Below are 14,342 nucleotides of genomic sequence, written 5' to 3' on the forward strand. Positions count from 1 at the left end.
GGTTGCGGGGTGTTCTGCATTCCACACCCACACAGTCACCCCGGCCGGCGAACGGCATGAATGAACCATCCACCCCGTCTACCCGCTGCCACGGACCATCCATGCCCTCACCGGCCGCGGCGGCGGCGGAGTGTCCGTATCGATGAACCATCCACGCTGACAGATCGTATGAACGCACCATTCACGCGAACACCCAGGCCGGCGAACGGCATGAATGAACCACCCACCCCGTCTACCCGCTGCCACGGACCATCGATGCCGAGGGCGGCCGGCCGCTACTGGCGACGAGCCGTCGGGCAGCGGCGAAGAGCGCCAGGCCGTCGGACGACGTTCTGGACCGCCCGTGTTTCCTGAGCTCGTATCGTTCGAGTGACTTCGCAACTCTCAGTTCGTGTTCACGAACCAAGTTTTCGTACACGTACATGTGAACTCCTTGCATGACAGCATGACCGCACGCTGCAGAGCTCGACGAGCATCACTGCAGGCGGTGAAAAGAAAGCGGAATCGAATTCGCTAGATGAAGAGAACGGGCGCGTCGCCACGCGAAATACGCGGAACGACAACATCGTTGGCAGATACCGTCATAGTCCCACTCCTTTCGCGGCCGCCTCGGTTCGTGACGCTGACCATCATGCGACAGACGCGCCACCGCGCGCCACCGAATTAATTGCCATCGTGACGGCCCCTCACAACTGTCGCGCGCAGTGTGTTGTGATCGGTCATAGGATCCTCGATAACGGTCTTCGGGTCGGTTTGACGTCGTTATCGTGGGCGAAGTTCCGAATAACGAAAGAACCGAATCGTCGACACCCCTCGATCACCGCGAACCGACGACGTCGTCGCGGTCTGTGCACGCCCCTTGTCCTCGATTCGAACCGACGAGATTCGATGGCGGCGATGAATGGGGTCGTCGACCGGGGAAGGCGGTGTCGTGGAGCAATCGTTTCGTTCTCCGTCGTTGCATGCGTCGCGATTCGTGATCCTGGTGGCTCAGTTCGTCGACCGGCGCATCTCTGCAGACCACTTCTCAGCGCGGTTCCGTGAACTCGAACGTTCGGATTCCGGCTACCTGGATCGCGACGTGTCGGCCATCGTGCGCAAACTGTCGGTCGACGTCGGCGCATTTCGAGGCGACGTCAACCTGTTGGGGGTCGATTACATCGACGGTGAACAGCTGTGGCGGGCGTCGGGCGAGGCATTCCGTGACCTCCTGGCCCTGCAATCCGGGTTGCTCGGGCGGGAGGCGGGCTAGCGGTCGCGTTTGAACTTCTCACGCAGCCGTACGAGGTCCTCGAGCTTGAATCTGCGGTGTGTGCCGCGCATTTCGATGGCGAGGTCGCCTGCGTCGGCCAGCCTGCGCACGTACGTGTCCGAGACACCCAGGATCTCGGCGGCCTGAGACGTCGTCAGCAATTCGCCGACGGGTCCGATGGTGACCGCGGTTCCCGACGCGAGCTGCCGGAGCAGTTCGAGGACGGCGCGTCGCGCAGGCTCGTCGATGTCGAGTGAGACACCGTCGACAGCGATGTCGGGGGTTCGACCGTCCAGTCCGGCGACCACGGCGTCGACTGCGCGTGAATCCTCGACGGACAGTGCGCTCGCGATGTACCGGTGATCCATAAGCGGGAAGACTACTGGGCATAGTCTGTAGTTACCTACCCCCGGATCAAGGAGCCGTCCGTGCCGCAGTTGCTGCATCTCGATTCGTCTGCCGACCTGAGTCATTCGGTGAGCCGGGCGGTCACCGCTCATTTCTCGGACGTATGGCATTCCCTCGGTGCCGACCATTCGGTCATCTACCGCGACCTGCATCGCGATGCACTGCCGCATCTTCCGACGTCCGCCTTGCACTGGGCACCGCATCTGCGCACGGCCGAGGAAGTAGCGCCACCCGAAGCCGAAGCGCTGCAGAAGGAATTGATCGACGAGGTGGTCTCGGCGGACGTCGTCGTCATCGGGGCACCGATGTACAACTGGTCGGTGCCGTCGACTCTCAAGGCGTGGATCGACTACATCCACGTTCCCGGGATCACCGTTCCGTTCGACGCACCCACGCGGCCGCTCGAAGGCAAGCATGTCGTCGTCGTGTCGAGCCGTGGGAACCAATACGGCCCGGGCACTCCGGACGAAGGTGCCGACCACACCGTTCCGCAGCTGCAGCAGGTGCTGGGCACAGCGCTCGGGATGCAGGTGCACGTCGTACTCGTCGACCTCACACTCGCGGCCCGGGTGCCGGCGATGAGTTCGTTGATTCCGCAGGCACAGGACTCGCTTGCCTCGGCCAGGGCGGCCGTCGCTGACCTCGCGGCCACCCTGGGGCGCGGTCTCGGTTAACCTCGTCGAGTGCTTCTCGATGGGACCGGCCGTTCTCGAAAAGCTGGGCGACATCGAGTGTCGGCCGGCCGCCATCGTGCGACCCATACACGGCGCTTGCTCGTTCACGCCAGTCGTGGGTTGGTAGGCCTGGCCGCGGTGTCGTCACTGGTCGTCAGCGGTGTCGGGTGGGCAGTGTATCGAGAAGCGACGACGGGACTGACGACGTCGAACGCTCTGGCGGAGCTCCCGGACAACGATCCGAGCCTGAACGGCGAAGACACCAACATCCTGCTCATCGGACTCGACAGTCGAAAAGACATGGACGGCAACGACCTTCCGCCGTCGTTCGTCACCGATGAGCTTCACGCCGGAGACAGCGACGTCGGCGGCTACAACACCAATACGCTTCTCCTCCTGCATCTCCCGGGCGACGGTGGTCGGGCGAAGGCGATCTCGATCCCACGGGACGACTACGTCGACGTACCCGGCTACGGTAAGCGAAAGATCAAGGAGGCCTACGGGTTGGCGAAGGCAGACGCCGACTCCGCGCTGTTCGACGAGGGTGTGACCGATCCGGCGTCTCGTGAACGGCAGGCGCGCGAGGAGGGCCGTCGCTCCACGCTCCAGGCAGTACAGCGCTTGTTGCAGGTCCCGATCGATCACTTCGCGGAAGTCAACCTGCTCGGCTTCTACGACATCGCCAACGCCGTCGGTCCGATCCCGGTGTGCCTCAACGACGCCGTCGACGACGAGTATTCGGGTGCACGCTTCCCGGCAGGCACCCAGACTCTCGATGCGTCGCAAGCATTGTCGTTCGTGCGGCAACGCCATGGCCTGGTCGACGGCGACCTGGACCGCACTCGCCGTCAGCAGGCGTTCGTCGCCGGAGTCATGTCGAAACTGAAGGAATCCGGCATTCTCGGCAATCTCGGGGAACTGCGTGCTCTCGTCGCTGGGACGAAGCAGGACATCGTCATCGACAAAGACCTCGATCCGGTCTCACTCGTCTCGCAGGCCGGCAGCATCGTCGACGGGGAGATCGACTTCTTCACACTTCCCGTCGAAGGCTACGAGACGATCGACGGCCAGGACGTGAACATCGTCGACGTCGATCGCTTGCGCTCGGAGACCGCGCGAATTCTCGATCCCGCACCCGAGCAACCTGCCGCCACAGCCGAAACCCCTGCGCCCGACGCGGTTCCGACGACCGAGGTCGACGACCCGCCTGCCGTCGGCGTGCAGGTGGACGGCAACATCCCGTGCGTCGACTGATCAGTACGAACTGATCAATACGTCCATCAGCTCGGACTCGACCTTCGCGAACTCCGGCGACGTGACGACGTCGAGCGCGCGCGGTCTGGCGAGCGGCACCTCTACCTGGCGGCGCACACGAGTAGGCTTGTCCGACAACACGATCACGCGATCCGAGAGGTAGACCGCTTCGCGAATGTCGTGTGTGATCATCAGTACGGTCCACTGGTACTGCAGCCAGACGTTCTGCAGCCAGCCCTGCATCGATGTCCGCGTCAACGAGTCGAGTGCGCCGAACGGTTCGTCCAACAGGAGAACCTCACGTCCCTGCACGACGGTCCGCAGCAGGGCTGCGCGTTGCCGCATGCCACCGGACATCTCGGCGGGACGGGCGTTCTCGTACCCACCCAGTCCGAAGATCGGGAACAGCTCGCGTGCGCGTCGGCGAGCGGCTTTCTTGTCGACGCCTTGGACTTCGAGGCCGAGGGTGGTGTTCTCCAGCGCCGACCGCCACGGGAACAGCAGGTCCTTCTGTGGCATGTACGCGCAGGTCGGCGCGTCGACGATTCCCGAGTCCGGCGTATCCAGCCCGGCGATGACGTTGAAGATCGTGCTCTTACCGGATCCGCTCGGGCCGATGACCGACACGAATTCTCCCTGTGCCACATCGAAATCGACGCCGTCGAGAACGGTGCGGTCGCCGAAGGACTTCGTCAGACCGGACAGGTGCACATGCGTCATGACGTCCTCCGATCCAGCGCCCACGGCGCGACGACGCGTTCGACGGCGTACGTGAGCAGGAACAGTGCGACGCTGATGACGGCCGTCACGACCACTGCGGCCAATACGAGATCGGTGCGGAACGAGTTCTTCTGCTGGGCCATGTAGATGCCGAGTCCTGCACTTGCGCCGGCATATTCGGCGAAGATCGCACCGACGACCGCATACGTGATGCCGATACGCAGTGCTGTGAAGAACCGGGGCATCGCCGACGGCAGTCGCACGTACCGGAACTGCTGCCACCGACTCGCGCCCATACTGGCCAGCAGTGAGCGAGCGTCGCGGTCGGTGGCGGCGAAGCCTTCGATCAAACCGATGGCCATCGGGAAGAACGTTGCCAGCGCGATGACGAGTATCTTCGGGAGCAGTCCGAATCCGAACCAGATGATGAGCAGCGGCGCGATGGCGATGATCGGCAACGTCTGCGATACCACGAACAGCGGGACGACGGCCCGGCGCAGCCACGGCGAGAAGTCGACGGCCACAGCCAGAACCCAGGCCACGACGAGCGACACCGCGAATCCGACGATCGTGACCTGCAGCGTGGCCGCGGCGTTCGTGGCGATCGCGTCGCGATGTGCCCAGCCCTGCGTCACGATGCGTGTCGGCGACGGCAGCACCTGCGGCCTGATGCCGGAGACCGAGACGTAGATCTGCCATGCGGCGACCAGCACGACGACGATCGTCGCCGACGGCAGCGCCCACCGAACGAGCGTCAGGACCCGTCGGGCACGGGGTGACGACGACTCGGCTGTGCTACTGATCGGCGAGGTAGTCATCGGTGAAGTACGTCGACCAGTCGGGTTCGGACGTCAGCGGCGCGCCGGACTCGTCGACGAGAACACCGTTGTCGTAGAGGAACTTCGAGTAGGCCGCCCACTTCTCGAGGTTCTGCGTACCCACGGTTCCCGACGCGTCCTTCATGTAACTGTCGGCGAGCATCTGCTGGCTCTCGAACACGAGGTCCTCGTCGGTGAACGCGCCGGGGTTGGCGTCGATGACGTCCTGTGCGGCGCGGTGCGGATCGTCGGCTGCGAGTTGGTAGCCGCGCTGCAACGCCTGGACGAACTTTCTCGCCTCGTCGGGGTTGTCGGCCAGCCAGTTCTCGTTGCCGCTGATGGTGATCGCGTACGCGTCGGGAAATCCGTAGTCGGTGTAGTCGAAGTATTTCATCGGCGTGCCGCTGTGCTCGGCCTCGATGCCTTCCCACGCGAAGTAGGACACGGTGAAGTCGGCGGTGCCGGAGTAGACGGCTTCGTAGGCGGATGTGCCGAGCACGACCGTCTCGTAGTCGCCCGCGCCGCCGTCGTTCCGCACGACCTGCCTCAGCGTCGCCTGCTCGCCGGTGTCACCGAAGCCCGCGTACGTCTTTCCGTCCAACGCCTTCGGGCTCGGGATGTCGTCGCGATCGGCCTTGACTCCGATGCCCGTCGCCCAGTGCTGCAGCGGTGCGAGCACCGAGACGATCTGTGCACCTGCTGCTTTCGCGAATGCCGTCGAACTCTGCGTGCTGATACCGAATTCGGCGTTGCCCGAATCGACGAGCGTGTCGGGCGAGGTGTTGTTGTAGGGCAGCACCTCGACGTCGAGACCGGCGTCGGCGAAGTAGCCTTCCTGCAGCGCAACGTACAGTCCGGTGTGGTTGGTGTTCGGTGTCCAGTCGAGTGCGAATCGGATCGTGTCGGAATCGTTCGACTGTGCGCACGCGGTGAGTCCCGCGATCGACACGGCCGACACGGCGAGTGCAAGAAGCTTTTTCACAACGCCACCGCCGATCGCGAGTGCGACCACGGCGTCGGATGCAAGGCTGTGTCCCAGAACGACAGCTCGTATCGAGTGGCGATCACGAACGCGTCGACCATCGCCTCGCGCTGTGCCTCGGTCGCTCCATCGGCCGCCTCGTCGACGAGGGTTCTTGCGGCGGAGACGATGTCGCGGAACTCGTCGGAATCGTACGTCGACACCCATCGGGCGTACGGGTGCTCGGGATCCCGTGCCAGCACGTCCTGTGCTGCACCCGCCAACCGCGCCGCCACATCGGCGTAGATCCAGAAGCACGGCAGAATTGCTGCGGCCGCGACCGGATACGGCTCGGTGGCTGCAGTGGCGATCAGGTAGGAGGTGTAGCCGAGGCACGTCGGTGAATGCTCGACGCGCGCGTCCGACGGAGGGAGCGCACTGCCGGACAACAGTTGTTCGTGCAGAGATGCCTCGTCGACAGCGCTGGCCGCCGATGTCGCCCAGAACGCGGCCGTGGTCGCGTCGGGCGCCCGCGATGCGAGAATGGCCAGCGCCTTGGTGTATCCGGCCAGGTAGAGCCGGTCCTGCTCGATGTAGAAGCGGAACGCGTCGAGCGGCAACGTTCCGTGTCCGAGCTGCTCGAGGAACTCGAGCCCGTCGATAGCGGTGCGCAACGAGCCCGTTGCGTCCCACATGCGGTCCGTGTGGCGGACCGAATCCGCCGAGTGCACAGGCGTAACCATCGCCTTGACATCCCTTCGTCAGCATTAACTGCATCAGGTTCGACGGGTGTGATCTCAGCATCCTCAGGTAGGACGCACCCCGTGTCAGAACAACGCCGACCATAGCACCATCCGCCGACCGGGCGATCGAAGGACTGCAACGGGCTGCAACCCTGTCGCTTGTGGGTCAGGTCACATAGACATGTGTTCATCGAATCAACCGGTGAGGAGTGAACCGATGCGCGCTGCCGTCTACTACGGTCCGAACAAGGTGGAGATCGCCGATGTGCCCGAGCCGTCGCCCCGTGAAGGTGAGGTGAAGGTTCGAGTCGGGTTCAACGGCATCTGCGGTACCGACCTGCACGAGTACTATGCCGGTCCGATCTTCGTTCCTACCGAACCGCACCCGCTGACGCATCAGCAGCTGCCGCTTGTGCTCGGGCACGAGTTCTCCGGAACGGTGACAGAAGTGGGCGCCGGAGTCAGAGATGCGAAGATCGGTGACCGCGTCGCCATCGAACCGCTCTACCGGTGCGGCCACTGCGGTCCGTGCAAAGCCGGCAACTACAACATCTGTCAGCACATCGGATTCCACGGACTGATGTCCGACGGCGGGATGGCCGAATACACGGTGGTGCCGTCGAACATGATTCACCAGCTGCCCGACAATGTTTCGCTCGAACTGGGCGCGCTCGTGGAGCCGATGTCCGTCGCATTCCATGCCGCAACGCTCGGCGACCCGAAGCCCGACGACACCGCGATGGTGTTCGGTGCAGGGCCGATCGGTATCGGACTGTGGTTTGCGTTGCGCGGCAAAGGACTCGACGACGTGTACGTGGTCGAGCCGTCGCCGACGCGTCGCGCATCGATCGAAGCGCTCGGCGCGAAGACGCTCGATCCCACGACACTCGACGTGCCTGAGTTCATCGCCGACACCACGGACGGTCGCGGCGCCGACGCGATCTACGACGCAGCCGGTGTGCAACCGGCCGTCGAGACGGCATTGAGTTGCATCGGTGCGCGTAAGCCGCTGGTCAGCGTCGCGATCTACGAAAAGCCCTTGACCACAACGCTTCAGAAGCTCGTCATGAACGAATCTCGCATCCAAGGTTCGCTCTGCTACACCTCGGCCGACTACGACGCCGTCATCGATCTGATGGCACGCGGGCAGTACGACACGACCGGATGGGTGGACAAGATCGCGCTCGACGGCGTGGTCGAGGACGGTTTCGAGGCACTGCACGCGGGTAACAAGATGAAGGTTCTGGTAACTCCAGCCGAAGGAGAGAAATGACAGTCGCACTCGTCACCGGAGCCGGTCAGGGAATCGGCCGCGGCATCGCACTTCGCCTCGCCCGCGACGGGCACGACATCGCGCTCGTCGACGTGGCATCGGACAAGATCGACGCCGTCGCGCAGGAGGTTCGTGACATCGGGCGTCATGCAACGACTTTCGTCACCGACGTGACCGATCGCGATCAGGTGTTCGCGGCGGTCGATCATGCGCACGAGGAACTCGGCGGATTCGACGTCATCGTCAACAACGCGGGTATCGCGCAGGTCGCGCCGCTCGACGACGTTCGCCCCGAGGACACGAAGAACATCTTCGCCGTCAACGTCGACGGTGTTCTGTGGGGAATTCAGGCCGCTGCAGCGAAATTCAGGACGCTGAAGCAGAAGGGCAAGATCGTCAACGCGTCGTCGATCGCCGGACACGACGGATTCGCGATGCTGGGCGTCTACAGCGCAACGAAATTCGCGGTGCGCGCGCTGACCCAGGCCGCGGCGAAGGAATACGCGTCGGACGGGATCACCGTCAATGCCTATTGCCCCGGCGTCGTCGGCACCGACATGTGGGTGACCATCGACAAGCGTTTCGCCGAGCTGACCGGTGCGAAAGAAGGTGAGACCTACGACAAGTTCGTCGGCGGCATCGCGCTCGGACGCGCGCAGACGCCCGACGACGTCGCGGCATTCGTGTCCTACCTGGCGGGCCCGGATTCAGACTACATGACCGGGCAGGCACCGCTGATCGACGGCGGTCTCGTCTATCGATGAGGTGTGCATTCGACGGCCCTGGCTTTACATCGGTTTGTGAGCTGGCGCACAATTGCCGGTGATGACACAGTCGACAGGCCCCGAACCTGCGCTGGCGGCCGGCGAGGATCCGCGCCGCTACGCGCAGATTCTCAGTGCGGTGTACGACGCGACCATGACCGGCGGCAAGTCGCCCGCGCGCCCGCGGGAAGTCATCGGTGATTCCTGGCGGCGGCTACGGACACTCGGTATCGACCCCGAGAAGGTCAGTGTGCAGTCGCCGCAGATCGACACGTCCGATCTCGAGCTGAGCCGTCGGGAATCGGGTTTGTTCGACATCCTCGACGACCTCGGCCGAGGACTCGAATCGGTCGTCCAGGACGGCGACAACATTCTCGTCGTCGCCGATCGGCACGGACGCGTCCTGTGGCGCAGCGGATCCACGTCGGTCCTCGGTCGTGCCGACGGTCTCGGATTCGTCGAAGGCGCCAGTTGGGCGGAGGATTCCGTCGGTACCAACGCGATCGGTACCGCCCTCGTGTCCAGGCGTGCCGTACAGATCTTCTCGGCGGAACACTATGTGCGCAGCCATCATCCGTGGACGTGCGCGGGTGCACCGATCAAGGATCCGCGCACCGGGCGCGTCATCGGCGCCGTCGACGTCAGCGGTCCGGCGAGCACGGTACATCCGACGACACTGGCTCTCGTCGACGCCATTGCGCGTCTCGCGGAATCGCAACTGCGCGAACACCATCGGCAGCATCTCGACCGTCTCCGCTCGGTGGCAGCGCCGATGCTGGCGCGACTGCAGGCGCCGGCGCTCGCCGTCGACTCCAACGGCTGGGTGGCTGCGGTCGAATCCGTGGCACTGCGCAATCGCATCCTCCTGCCCGAGGACCTCGGCGCGGGACGGTTCTGGATGCCGCAGCTCGGTGTGTGCGACTTCGAACCGCTTCCCGGTGGCTGGCTCGTACGCCCGACGGGTTCGGGGGACGACACTGTCGATTCCACGACGGTGACGATCGACCTACGGCAGCCGCAGCAGACCCGAGTGCGGATTCGCAGCGAGGTCGGCGAATGGACACACGAGCCGACGCCGCGGCACGCGGAGATCCTGTACCTCCTCGCGACGTACCGAGGTGGGCGAACTGCCGCGCAGATGGCCGCCGACCTGTTCGGCGACGACGGAAGAGCTATCACCGTCCGCGCCGAGATGTCGCGTCTACGAAAGCATCTGGCGGGCGTACTGCTGACTCAGCCGTATCGGTTCGACGATTCCGTCGTCGTCGACCTGCTCCTTCCCGACGACATGAGCCGGTTGCTGCCGCACTCGACGGCGCCGGCTGTGAGGCGCTCTGCGCCCGTGCGCGAATAGTCGGTCTCCGGTCCAACTATGCACGCACGGGCGCGCAGCGCACTCACGCGATTTTTCGCCGTTTCGGATCCCGGTCGGTTGCGTCTGCGGTCGGCGACCGCGACGACCGTCACCGTCGTCCTCGCGATGCTGGTGCTCCTGCCCAGCTCGGCGGCACTCGGCCAGCCGATCACCGTCGCCATGATCGGCACCGTCGTCGCGATGCAATCGTCGGCGGCGGTGAAGGACAAGGACCAACGCAGCCGCGTCGTCACGACGCTTCTGCTCGTCTTTCCCGCGATCGGTGCGGTCACGCTGTCGGCGGTGCTGTCGCAGTTCGGGAAGATAGCCGACGTCGGATTCATCGTCGTCCTGTTCGCAGCCGTGTGGGTTCGTCGGTACGGACCGCGTGGCACTGCGCTCGGAATGGTCGCGTTCATCTGCTATTTCTTCGCCCTGTTCCTGCGCGCGACGCCCGGTCAGATACCGATGCTCGCCGCGTCGATCGTCGTCGGCGTTGCGGTGTCACTCGTCGTGCGCACGGTGATCCTGCCCGACCGGCCGCGGGTGGAGCTCCAGCGGTTGGTGCGGGCGCTGCGCGCGTCGTGCATCGACGTGCTCGAGGTCGCGTCGAACAAGAAGGACCGCAACATCGAACTGCTACGCAAGAGGCTGGACCGGCTCGGCAGCACTGCCCTGATGATCGACGACTGGTTGGATCGCAACGACGCCGCTCGACTGCTCAGCGTCACCAACGCCGATCTGTCGCTGCGTATCTTCGACGCCCAGATCGCCACCGAACAACTCGTCAGTGCATTCTGGGCGCTCGATCCCGAGAATCAATGGCCCAGACAGCTGGGGCAAGCGCTCACCGCGCTGGGTTCGTGTCTGCAGAACCATCCGTCGGAGGAGGCGCTGCGTGCTGCGCGACGCCTTGCGGCGTCTGCCGCGGACAAGGCCGACGCGTCGACCCAGGCCGGCGTCGCGACGACCGTCGCGATGCGCGCCGTTCAAGCCCACATCGCGATCCACCACATCACCAGCAACGCGTTGAAGACCGAGGCAGAACCGTCGAAGAAGGACGACGAGCGCCGCGACGACGAGACCGGCATGAATCCGAGCACCAAGGCTGCGATCCAGGTGGCCGTGGCGACGAGCGCCGCGACGATTCTCGGCGAGCTGATCTCGCCCGACCGTTGGTACTGGGCCGTCCTGACGGCCTTCCTCGTGTTCACCGGCGCGTCGACGCGTGGCGAGATCCTGTCGCGCGCGGGCCACCGCGTCGTCGGAACCATTGCAGGTGTCCTCGCCGGCGTCGTCCTGTCGGCGCTCGTCGGCCACAACCAGCCGCTGCAGGTGACGATGCTCGTCGTGTGTGTGTTCTTCGCGTTCTACCTCGTCACCGTCGCCTACGCGTTGCTGTCGTTCTTCGTCACGGTGATGCTCGCGATGCTGTACGGCCTGCTCGGAACGTTCAGCGTCGACGTGCTCGAACTGCGTATCTACGAGACCGCCGCGGGCGGACTCGTCGGAATCGCGTCGGCCTACTTCATCCTGTCCACCGGCACTCGATCGACGATGACCGAGAAGATCGACACCTACCTCGACCAGATGTCCTCGATCGTCGATTCGAGCATCGAATCGGTCGTCGAACCCGGGCGGGACACCGATCTCGTCGCCGACATGCGCAATCTCGACAACGCACTCAAGGAACTCGTGACTGCGGGGAAGCCGCTGGAGATGGGTCCGACGGCACGGACGAGGCGCGGCACGAAGCGTCTGCTGCGCATCATGACGGTCAGCAACCGGTCCGGGCATGCACTCGCCCGCGCAGGCGTCGGCGCCTCACGCGCGCAGAGCGACAGCGCCCCGTCCGAGGCGACGGCGAAGGCGCTCCGCGAGGCCGCCGACGTCACCAAGGCACTGATCGACGACGTCAAACGCGCGCTGTCCGGTGAGCAGGTCGAGCCGCCGGAGAAGCTGACCGAGACCTCGGCTCTGGACGTGATGCTCGCGTCGACGACGACATCGGGGTCGGTGCGTAGTGTGGTTCGCTCGCTCGGGACGCTCAACCGGACGATGGGTGAGGTGTTCACGCGAGCCTGACACTCGGCTGTCGGTAGGGTGTCCGCATGACATCCCGGCCCGACGGTCGCGCGCGCATCCGCGGCGTGTTCGTCGGCGCTACGTCCGGGACGCTGAGCATCGCCGCACACGGCGTCGGCGGCGGCACGATGATGCCCTCGGAATCCGCGCTCGTCCTTCTCGTGATCGTCAGTGCGGCTGTCGGTGGTGTCGTGGCGGTACTGGCCGGCCGAGTGCCGATGGTGGCCGTCCTCGCGCTCGGACAGGTGTGCGGGCACACCGTCCTGACGATCGCGAGCGAGCACCATCACGGAACGTCGCTGACGCCGTCGATGCTGGCCGCACACGCCGTCGCAACCATGGTGTGTGCGTTGTTGATTCGTGCTGCCGTCCTCGGTCACGGTCACGCGCTGTCCGTTCTTCGCCGCATCCTTCCGGTGCTGTGCGTGGTGCTTCCCGTCGAGGACGAGCGTCCTCGGGACCGTACCGAATACCGTCCCGACGTCGTCCTGCGATTGCTGGCGTGTTCCGGCGTCGGGACGCGTGGGCCACCCGTCGCTGCTTGATTCGAGCTTTCACTTCAGCGGCGGCAATTCACCCTGACGGGGATCCGCCGTGCTTTGCCACATCCACTTTTCGACGGCTCTCGTCGACGAGCGAATCGAGCACACCCATGTCCACAGTCGTGGCCGAAGAACGTACGAAAGACCCATCCCCACCTGCGCCCTCTCTGGTCATGAGGCTGCACTTCTACGCAGGCATCCTCATCGCACCGTTCATCCTCGTCGCCGCACTCAGCGGCGGCCTCTACGCACTCGCACCCACCATCGAATCCGTCGTGTACCGAGATCTGCTGACCACCGAGTCGACGGGCCCGACCCAGTCCGTCGCCGCGCAGGTCCGCGCCGCGGAGTCGGAACGACCCGACCTGACCGTCGCCGCAGTGCGGCCGGCCTCGGAACCCGGTGAGACCAGCCGTGTCCTGTTCACCGACCCGTCCCTCGGCGAATCGAAGCGCCTCGCGGTCTTCGTGGACCCGGTGACGGGGGAGTCCGTCGGTCAGTCGGTCGTGTACGGAAGCAGCAGCTCCTTACCGCTGCGAACCTGGATCAGCGAATTCCACCGCCACCTGCACCTGGGCGAACCCGGCCGGATCTACAGCGAACTGGCCGCGTCGTGGATGTGGATCGTTGCGCTCGGTGGCGTCGTCCTGTGGGTACGACGCCACCGCCGCGGCGGGCGTCTGCTGACCGTCGACCGTTCCGTCTCGGGCCGGGCAAGGACGCGCAACTGGCATGGGGCGGTCGGCCTCTGGATCGCCGTCGGGCTGGTGTTCCTGTCCGCGACCGGCCTCACGTGGTCGAAGTACGCGGGCGAGAACATCTCCGACCTGCGGTCGGCGCTGAACTGGACGACGCCCGCGACCGCCACGTCCATCGGCGGAAGCGGCGCTGCGGCCGCGGGAGACCATGCGGGACATGACATGTCGGTCTCCGAGGTCTCGAGGGATGTTCTCGACGTGAACGTCGGTCGCATCGATTCGGTCCTCGGAACCGCCCGGTCGCATGGCATCGACGGCAAGGTCGAAGTGTCGATTCCGGCCGAGGTCGATACTGCCTTCGTCGTCGCGCAGACCCGGCAGCCGTTCGCGTTGTCGACGAGTTCGGTAGCAATCGACGGTGCTACGAACGCGATCGTCGACGACAACGACTTCGCCGACTGGCCCGTCGCAGCGAAACTCGCGGCGTGGGGCATCGCGTTGCACATGGGCATTCTGTTCGGCGTCGCGAATCAGATCGTGTTGGCGTTGCTCGCGCTCGCGTTGGTGACCGTCGTGGTGCGGGGTTACCTCATGTGGTGGAAGCGCAGGCCGACGGCGCGGCCGCCGAGGCGGGGGGGTCTTCGCGGCCTGCCGCGCGCACACGTCGTCGCGGTGGTCGTAGCCGCTCTCGTGCTCGGCTGGTATGTGCCGCTTCTCGGAATCAGCCTTCTCGCCTTCCTTCTCGTCGATGCCCTGGCCGGGCTTCGACCGTCCACGACTTCGGAGTCGAAATGAA

At 65.0% G+C, this 14,342-nt stretch carries 14 protein-coding genes and 1 riboswitch; of the genes, 9 read left to right on the top strand and 5 right to left on the bottom strand.

The window, feature by feature from the left end:
* Positions 1-931 precede the first annotated feature (931 nt).
* Positions 932-1,252 (top strand): homoserine dehydrogenase, encoded by a 321-nt coding sequence (locus tag DK926_RS20410; RefSeq protein WP_114331994.1) that lies wholly within the window; start codon positions 932-934, stop codon positions 1,250-1,252.
* Here DK926_RS20410 and DK926_RS20415 read toward each other — a convergent pair.
* Positions 1,249-1,620 carry a helix-turn-helix domain-containing protein gene (locus DK926_RS20415; protein WP_114331925.1) on the bottom strand — a complete coding sequence of 124 codons (372 nt, stop codon included), beginning with the start codon at positions 1,618-1,620 and terminating at the stop codon, positions 1,249-1,251. The genes DK926_RS20410 and DK926_RS20415 overlap by 4 nt on opposite strands.
* Positions 1,621-1,680: 60 nt before the next feature.
* Here DK926_RS20415 and DK926_RS20420 point away from each other — a divergent pair, with 60 nt between their 5' ends.
* Together DK926_RS20420 and DK926_RS20425 are read left to right on the top strand one after the other, a co-directional pair.
* Complete coding sequence (locus tag DK926_RS20420) at positions 1,681-2,334, top strand: NAD(P)H-dependent oxidoreductase (RefSeq protein WP_068423288.1); 654 nt, start codon at positions 1,681-1,683, stop codon at positions 2,332-2,334.
* Positions 2,335-2,430: 96 nt separating this feature from the next.
* Complete coding sequence (locus DK926_RS20425) at positions 2,431-3,588, top strand: LCP family protein (RefSeq protein ID WP_243636923.1); 1,158 nt, start codon at positions 2,431-2,433, stop codon at positions 3,586-3,588.
* Here DK926_RS20425 and DK926_RS20430 read toward each other — a convergent pair whose 3' ends face one another.
* The 4 genes from DK926_RS20430 to tenA form a co-directional block, all read right to left on the bottom strand.
* A complete protein-coding gene (locus DK926_RS20430; RefSeq protein ID WP_114331995.1) occupies positions 3,589-4,308 on the bottom strand; it encodes an ABC transporter ATP-binding protein in 720 nt (239 codons plus the stop codon).
* On the bottom strand, positions 4,305-5,126 hold the full coding sequence (locus DK926_RS20435) for an ABC transporter permease (protein WP_114331927.1): 822 nt from the start codon (positions 5,124-5,126) through the stop codon (positions 4,305-4,307). The genes DK926_RS20430 and DK926_RS20435 overlap by 4 nt, the downstream gene beginning before the upstream one ends.
* Positions 5,104-6,084, bottom strand: a complete 981-nt coding sequence (locus DK926_RS20440) for an ABC transporter substrate-binding protein (protein ID WP_243636931.1) — start codon at positions 6,082-6,084, stop codon at positions 5,104-5,106. The genes DK926_RS20435 and DK926_RS20440 overlap by 23 nt, the downstream gene beginning before the upstream one ends.
* Positions 6,085-6,104: 20 nt before the next feature.
* Positions 6,105-6,830, bottom strand: a complete 726-nt coding sequence (gene tenA / locus DK926_RS20445; protein WP_114331996.1) for a thiaminase II — start codon at positions 6,828-6,830, stop codon at positions 6,105-6,107.
* Positions 6,824-6,922, bottom strand: a riboswitch (TPP riboswitch). (Overlaps the previous gene by 7 nt.)
* 125 nt (positions 6,923-7,047) lie before the next feature.
* Here tenA and DK926_RS20450 point away from each other — a divergent pair.
* The 6 genes from DK926_RS20450 to DK926_RS20475 all read left to right on the top strand — a co-directional run bounded on the left by DK926_RS20450 (position 7,048) and on the right by DK926_RS20475 (position 14,341).
* A complete protein-coding gene (locus DK926_RS20450; RefSeq protein ID WP_114331928.1) occupies positions 7,048-8,103 on the top strand; it encodes a 2,3-butanediol dehydrogenase in 1,056 nt (351 codons plus the stop codon).
* Positions 8,100-8,867 (top strand): acetoin reductase, encoded by a 768-nt coding sequence (locus DK926_RS20455; RefSeq protein ID WP_114331929.1) that lies wholly within the window; start codon positions 8,100-8,102, stop codon positions 8,865-8,867. Before DK926_RS20450 ends, DK926_RS20455 begins: the two co-directional genes overlap by 4 nt.
* Before the next feature lie 61 nt (positions 8,868-8,928).
* Positions 8,929-10,221: a GAF domain-containing protein gene (locus DK926_RS20460; protein ID WP_114331930.1), complete on the top strand. Its 1,293-nt coding sequence runs from the start codon at positions 8,929-8,931 to the stop codon at positions 10,219-10,221.
* Between the two features lie 18 nt (positions 10,222-10,239).
* Positions 10,240-12,306, top strand: a complete 2,067-nt coding sequence (locus DK926_RS20465; protein ID WP_114331931.1) for an FUSC family protein — start codon at positions 10,240-10,242, stop codon at positions 12,304-12,306.
* A 26-nt stretch (positions 12,307-12,332) separates the two neighbouring features.
* A complete protein-coding gene (locus DK926_RS20470; protein ID WP_206031063.1) occupies positions 12,333-12,851 on the top strand; it encodes a hypothetical protein in 519 nt (172 codons plus the stop codon).
* Between the two features lie 107 nt (positions 12,852-12,958).
* Positions 12,959-14,341, top strand: coding sequence for a PepSY domain-containing protein (locus DK926_RS20475; protein ID WP_243636924.1), 1,383 nt, complete (start codon positions 12,959-12,961; stop codon positions 14,339-14,341).
* Position 14,342 lies beyond the last annotated feature (1 nt).

It is taken from the genome of Rhodococcus sp. Eu-32, from assembly GCF_003336925.1.
GTDB classification, from domain to species: Bacteria; Actinomycetota; Actinomycetes; order Mycobacteriales; family Mycobacteriaceae; genus Rhodococcoides; species Rhodococcoides kyotonensis_B.

Coding starts and splice junctions, on each gene's coding strand:
- DK926_RS20415 (WP_114331925.1), bottom strand. CDS start 1,620: ATGGATCACCGGTACATCGCGAGCGCACTGTCCGTCGAGGATTCACGC.
- DK926_RS20430 (WP_114331995.1), bottom strand. CDS start 4,308: ATGACGCATGTGCACCTGTCCGGTCTGACGAAGTCCTTCGGCGACCGC.
- DK926_RS20435 (WP_114331927.1), bottom strand. CDS start 5,126: ATGACTACCTCGCCGATCAGTAGCACAGCCGAGTCGTCGTCACCCCGT.
- tenA (WP_114331996.1), bottom strand. CDS start 6,830: ATGGTTACGCCTGTGCACTCGGCGGATTCGGTCCGCCACACGGACCGC.
- DK926_RS20450 (WP_114331928.1), top strand. CDS start 7,048: ATGCGCGCTGCCGTCTACTACGGTCCGAACAAGGTGGAGATCGCCGAT.
- DK926_RS20455 (WP_114331929.1), top strand. CDS start 8,100: ATGACAGTCGCACTCGTCACCGGAGCCGGTCAGGGAATCGGCCGCGGC.
- DK926_RS20460 (WP_114331930.1), top strand. CDS start 8,929: ATGACACAGTCGACAGGCCCCGAACCTGCGCTGGCGGCCGGCGAGGAT.
- DK926_RS20465 (WP_114331931.1), top strand. CDS start 10,240: ATGCACGCACGGGCGCGCAGCGCACTCACGCGATTTTTCGCCGTTTCG.
- DK926_RS20470 (WP_206031063.1), top strand. CDS start 12,333: ATGACATCCCGGCCCGACGGTCGCGCGCGCATCCGCGGCGTGTTCGTC.
- DK926_RS20475 (WP_243636924.1), top strand. CDS start 12,959: ATGTCCACAGTCGTGGCCGAAGAACGTACGAAAGACCCATCCCCACCT.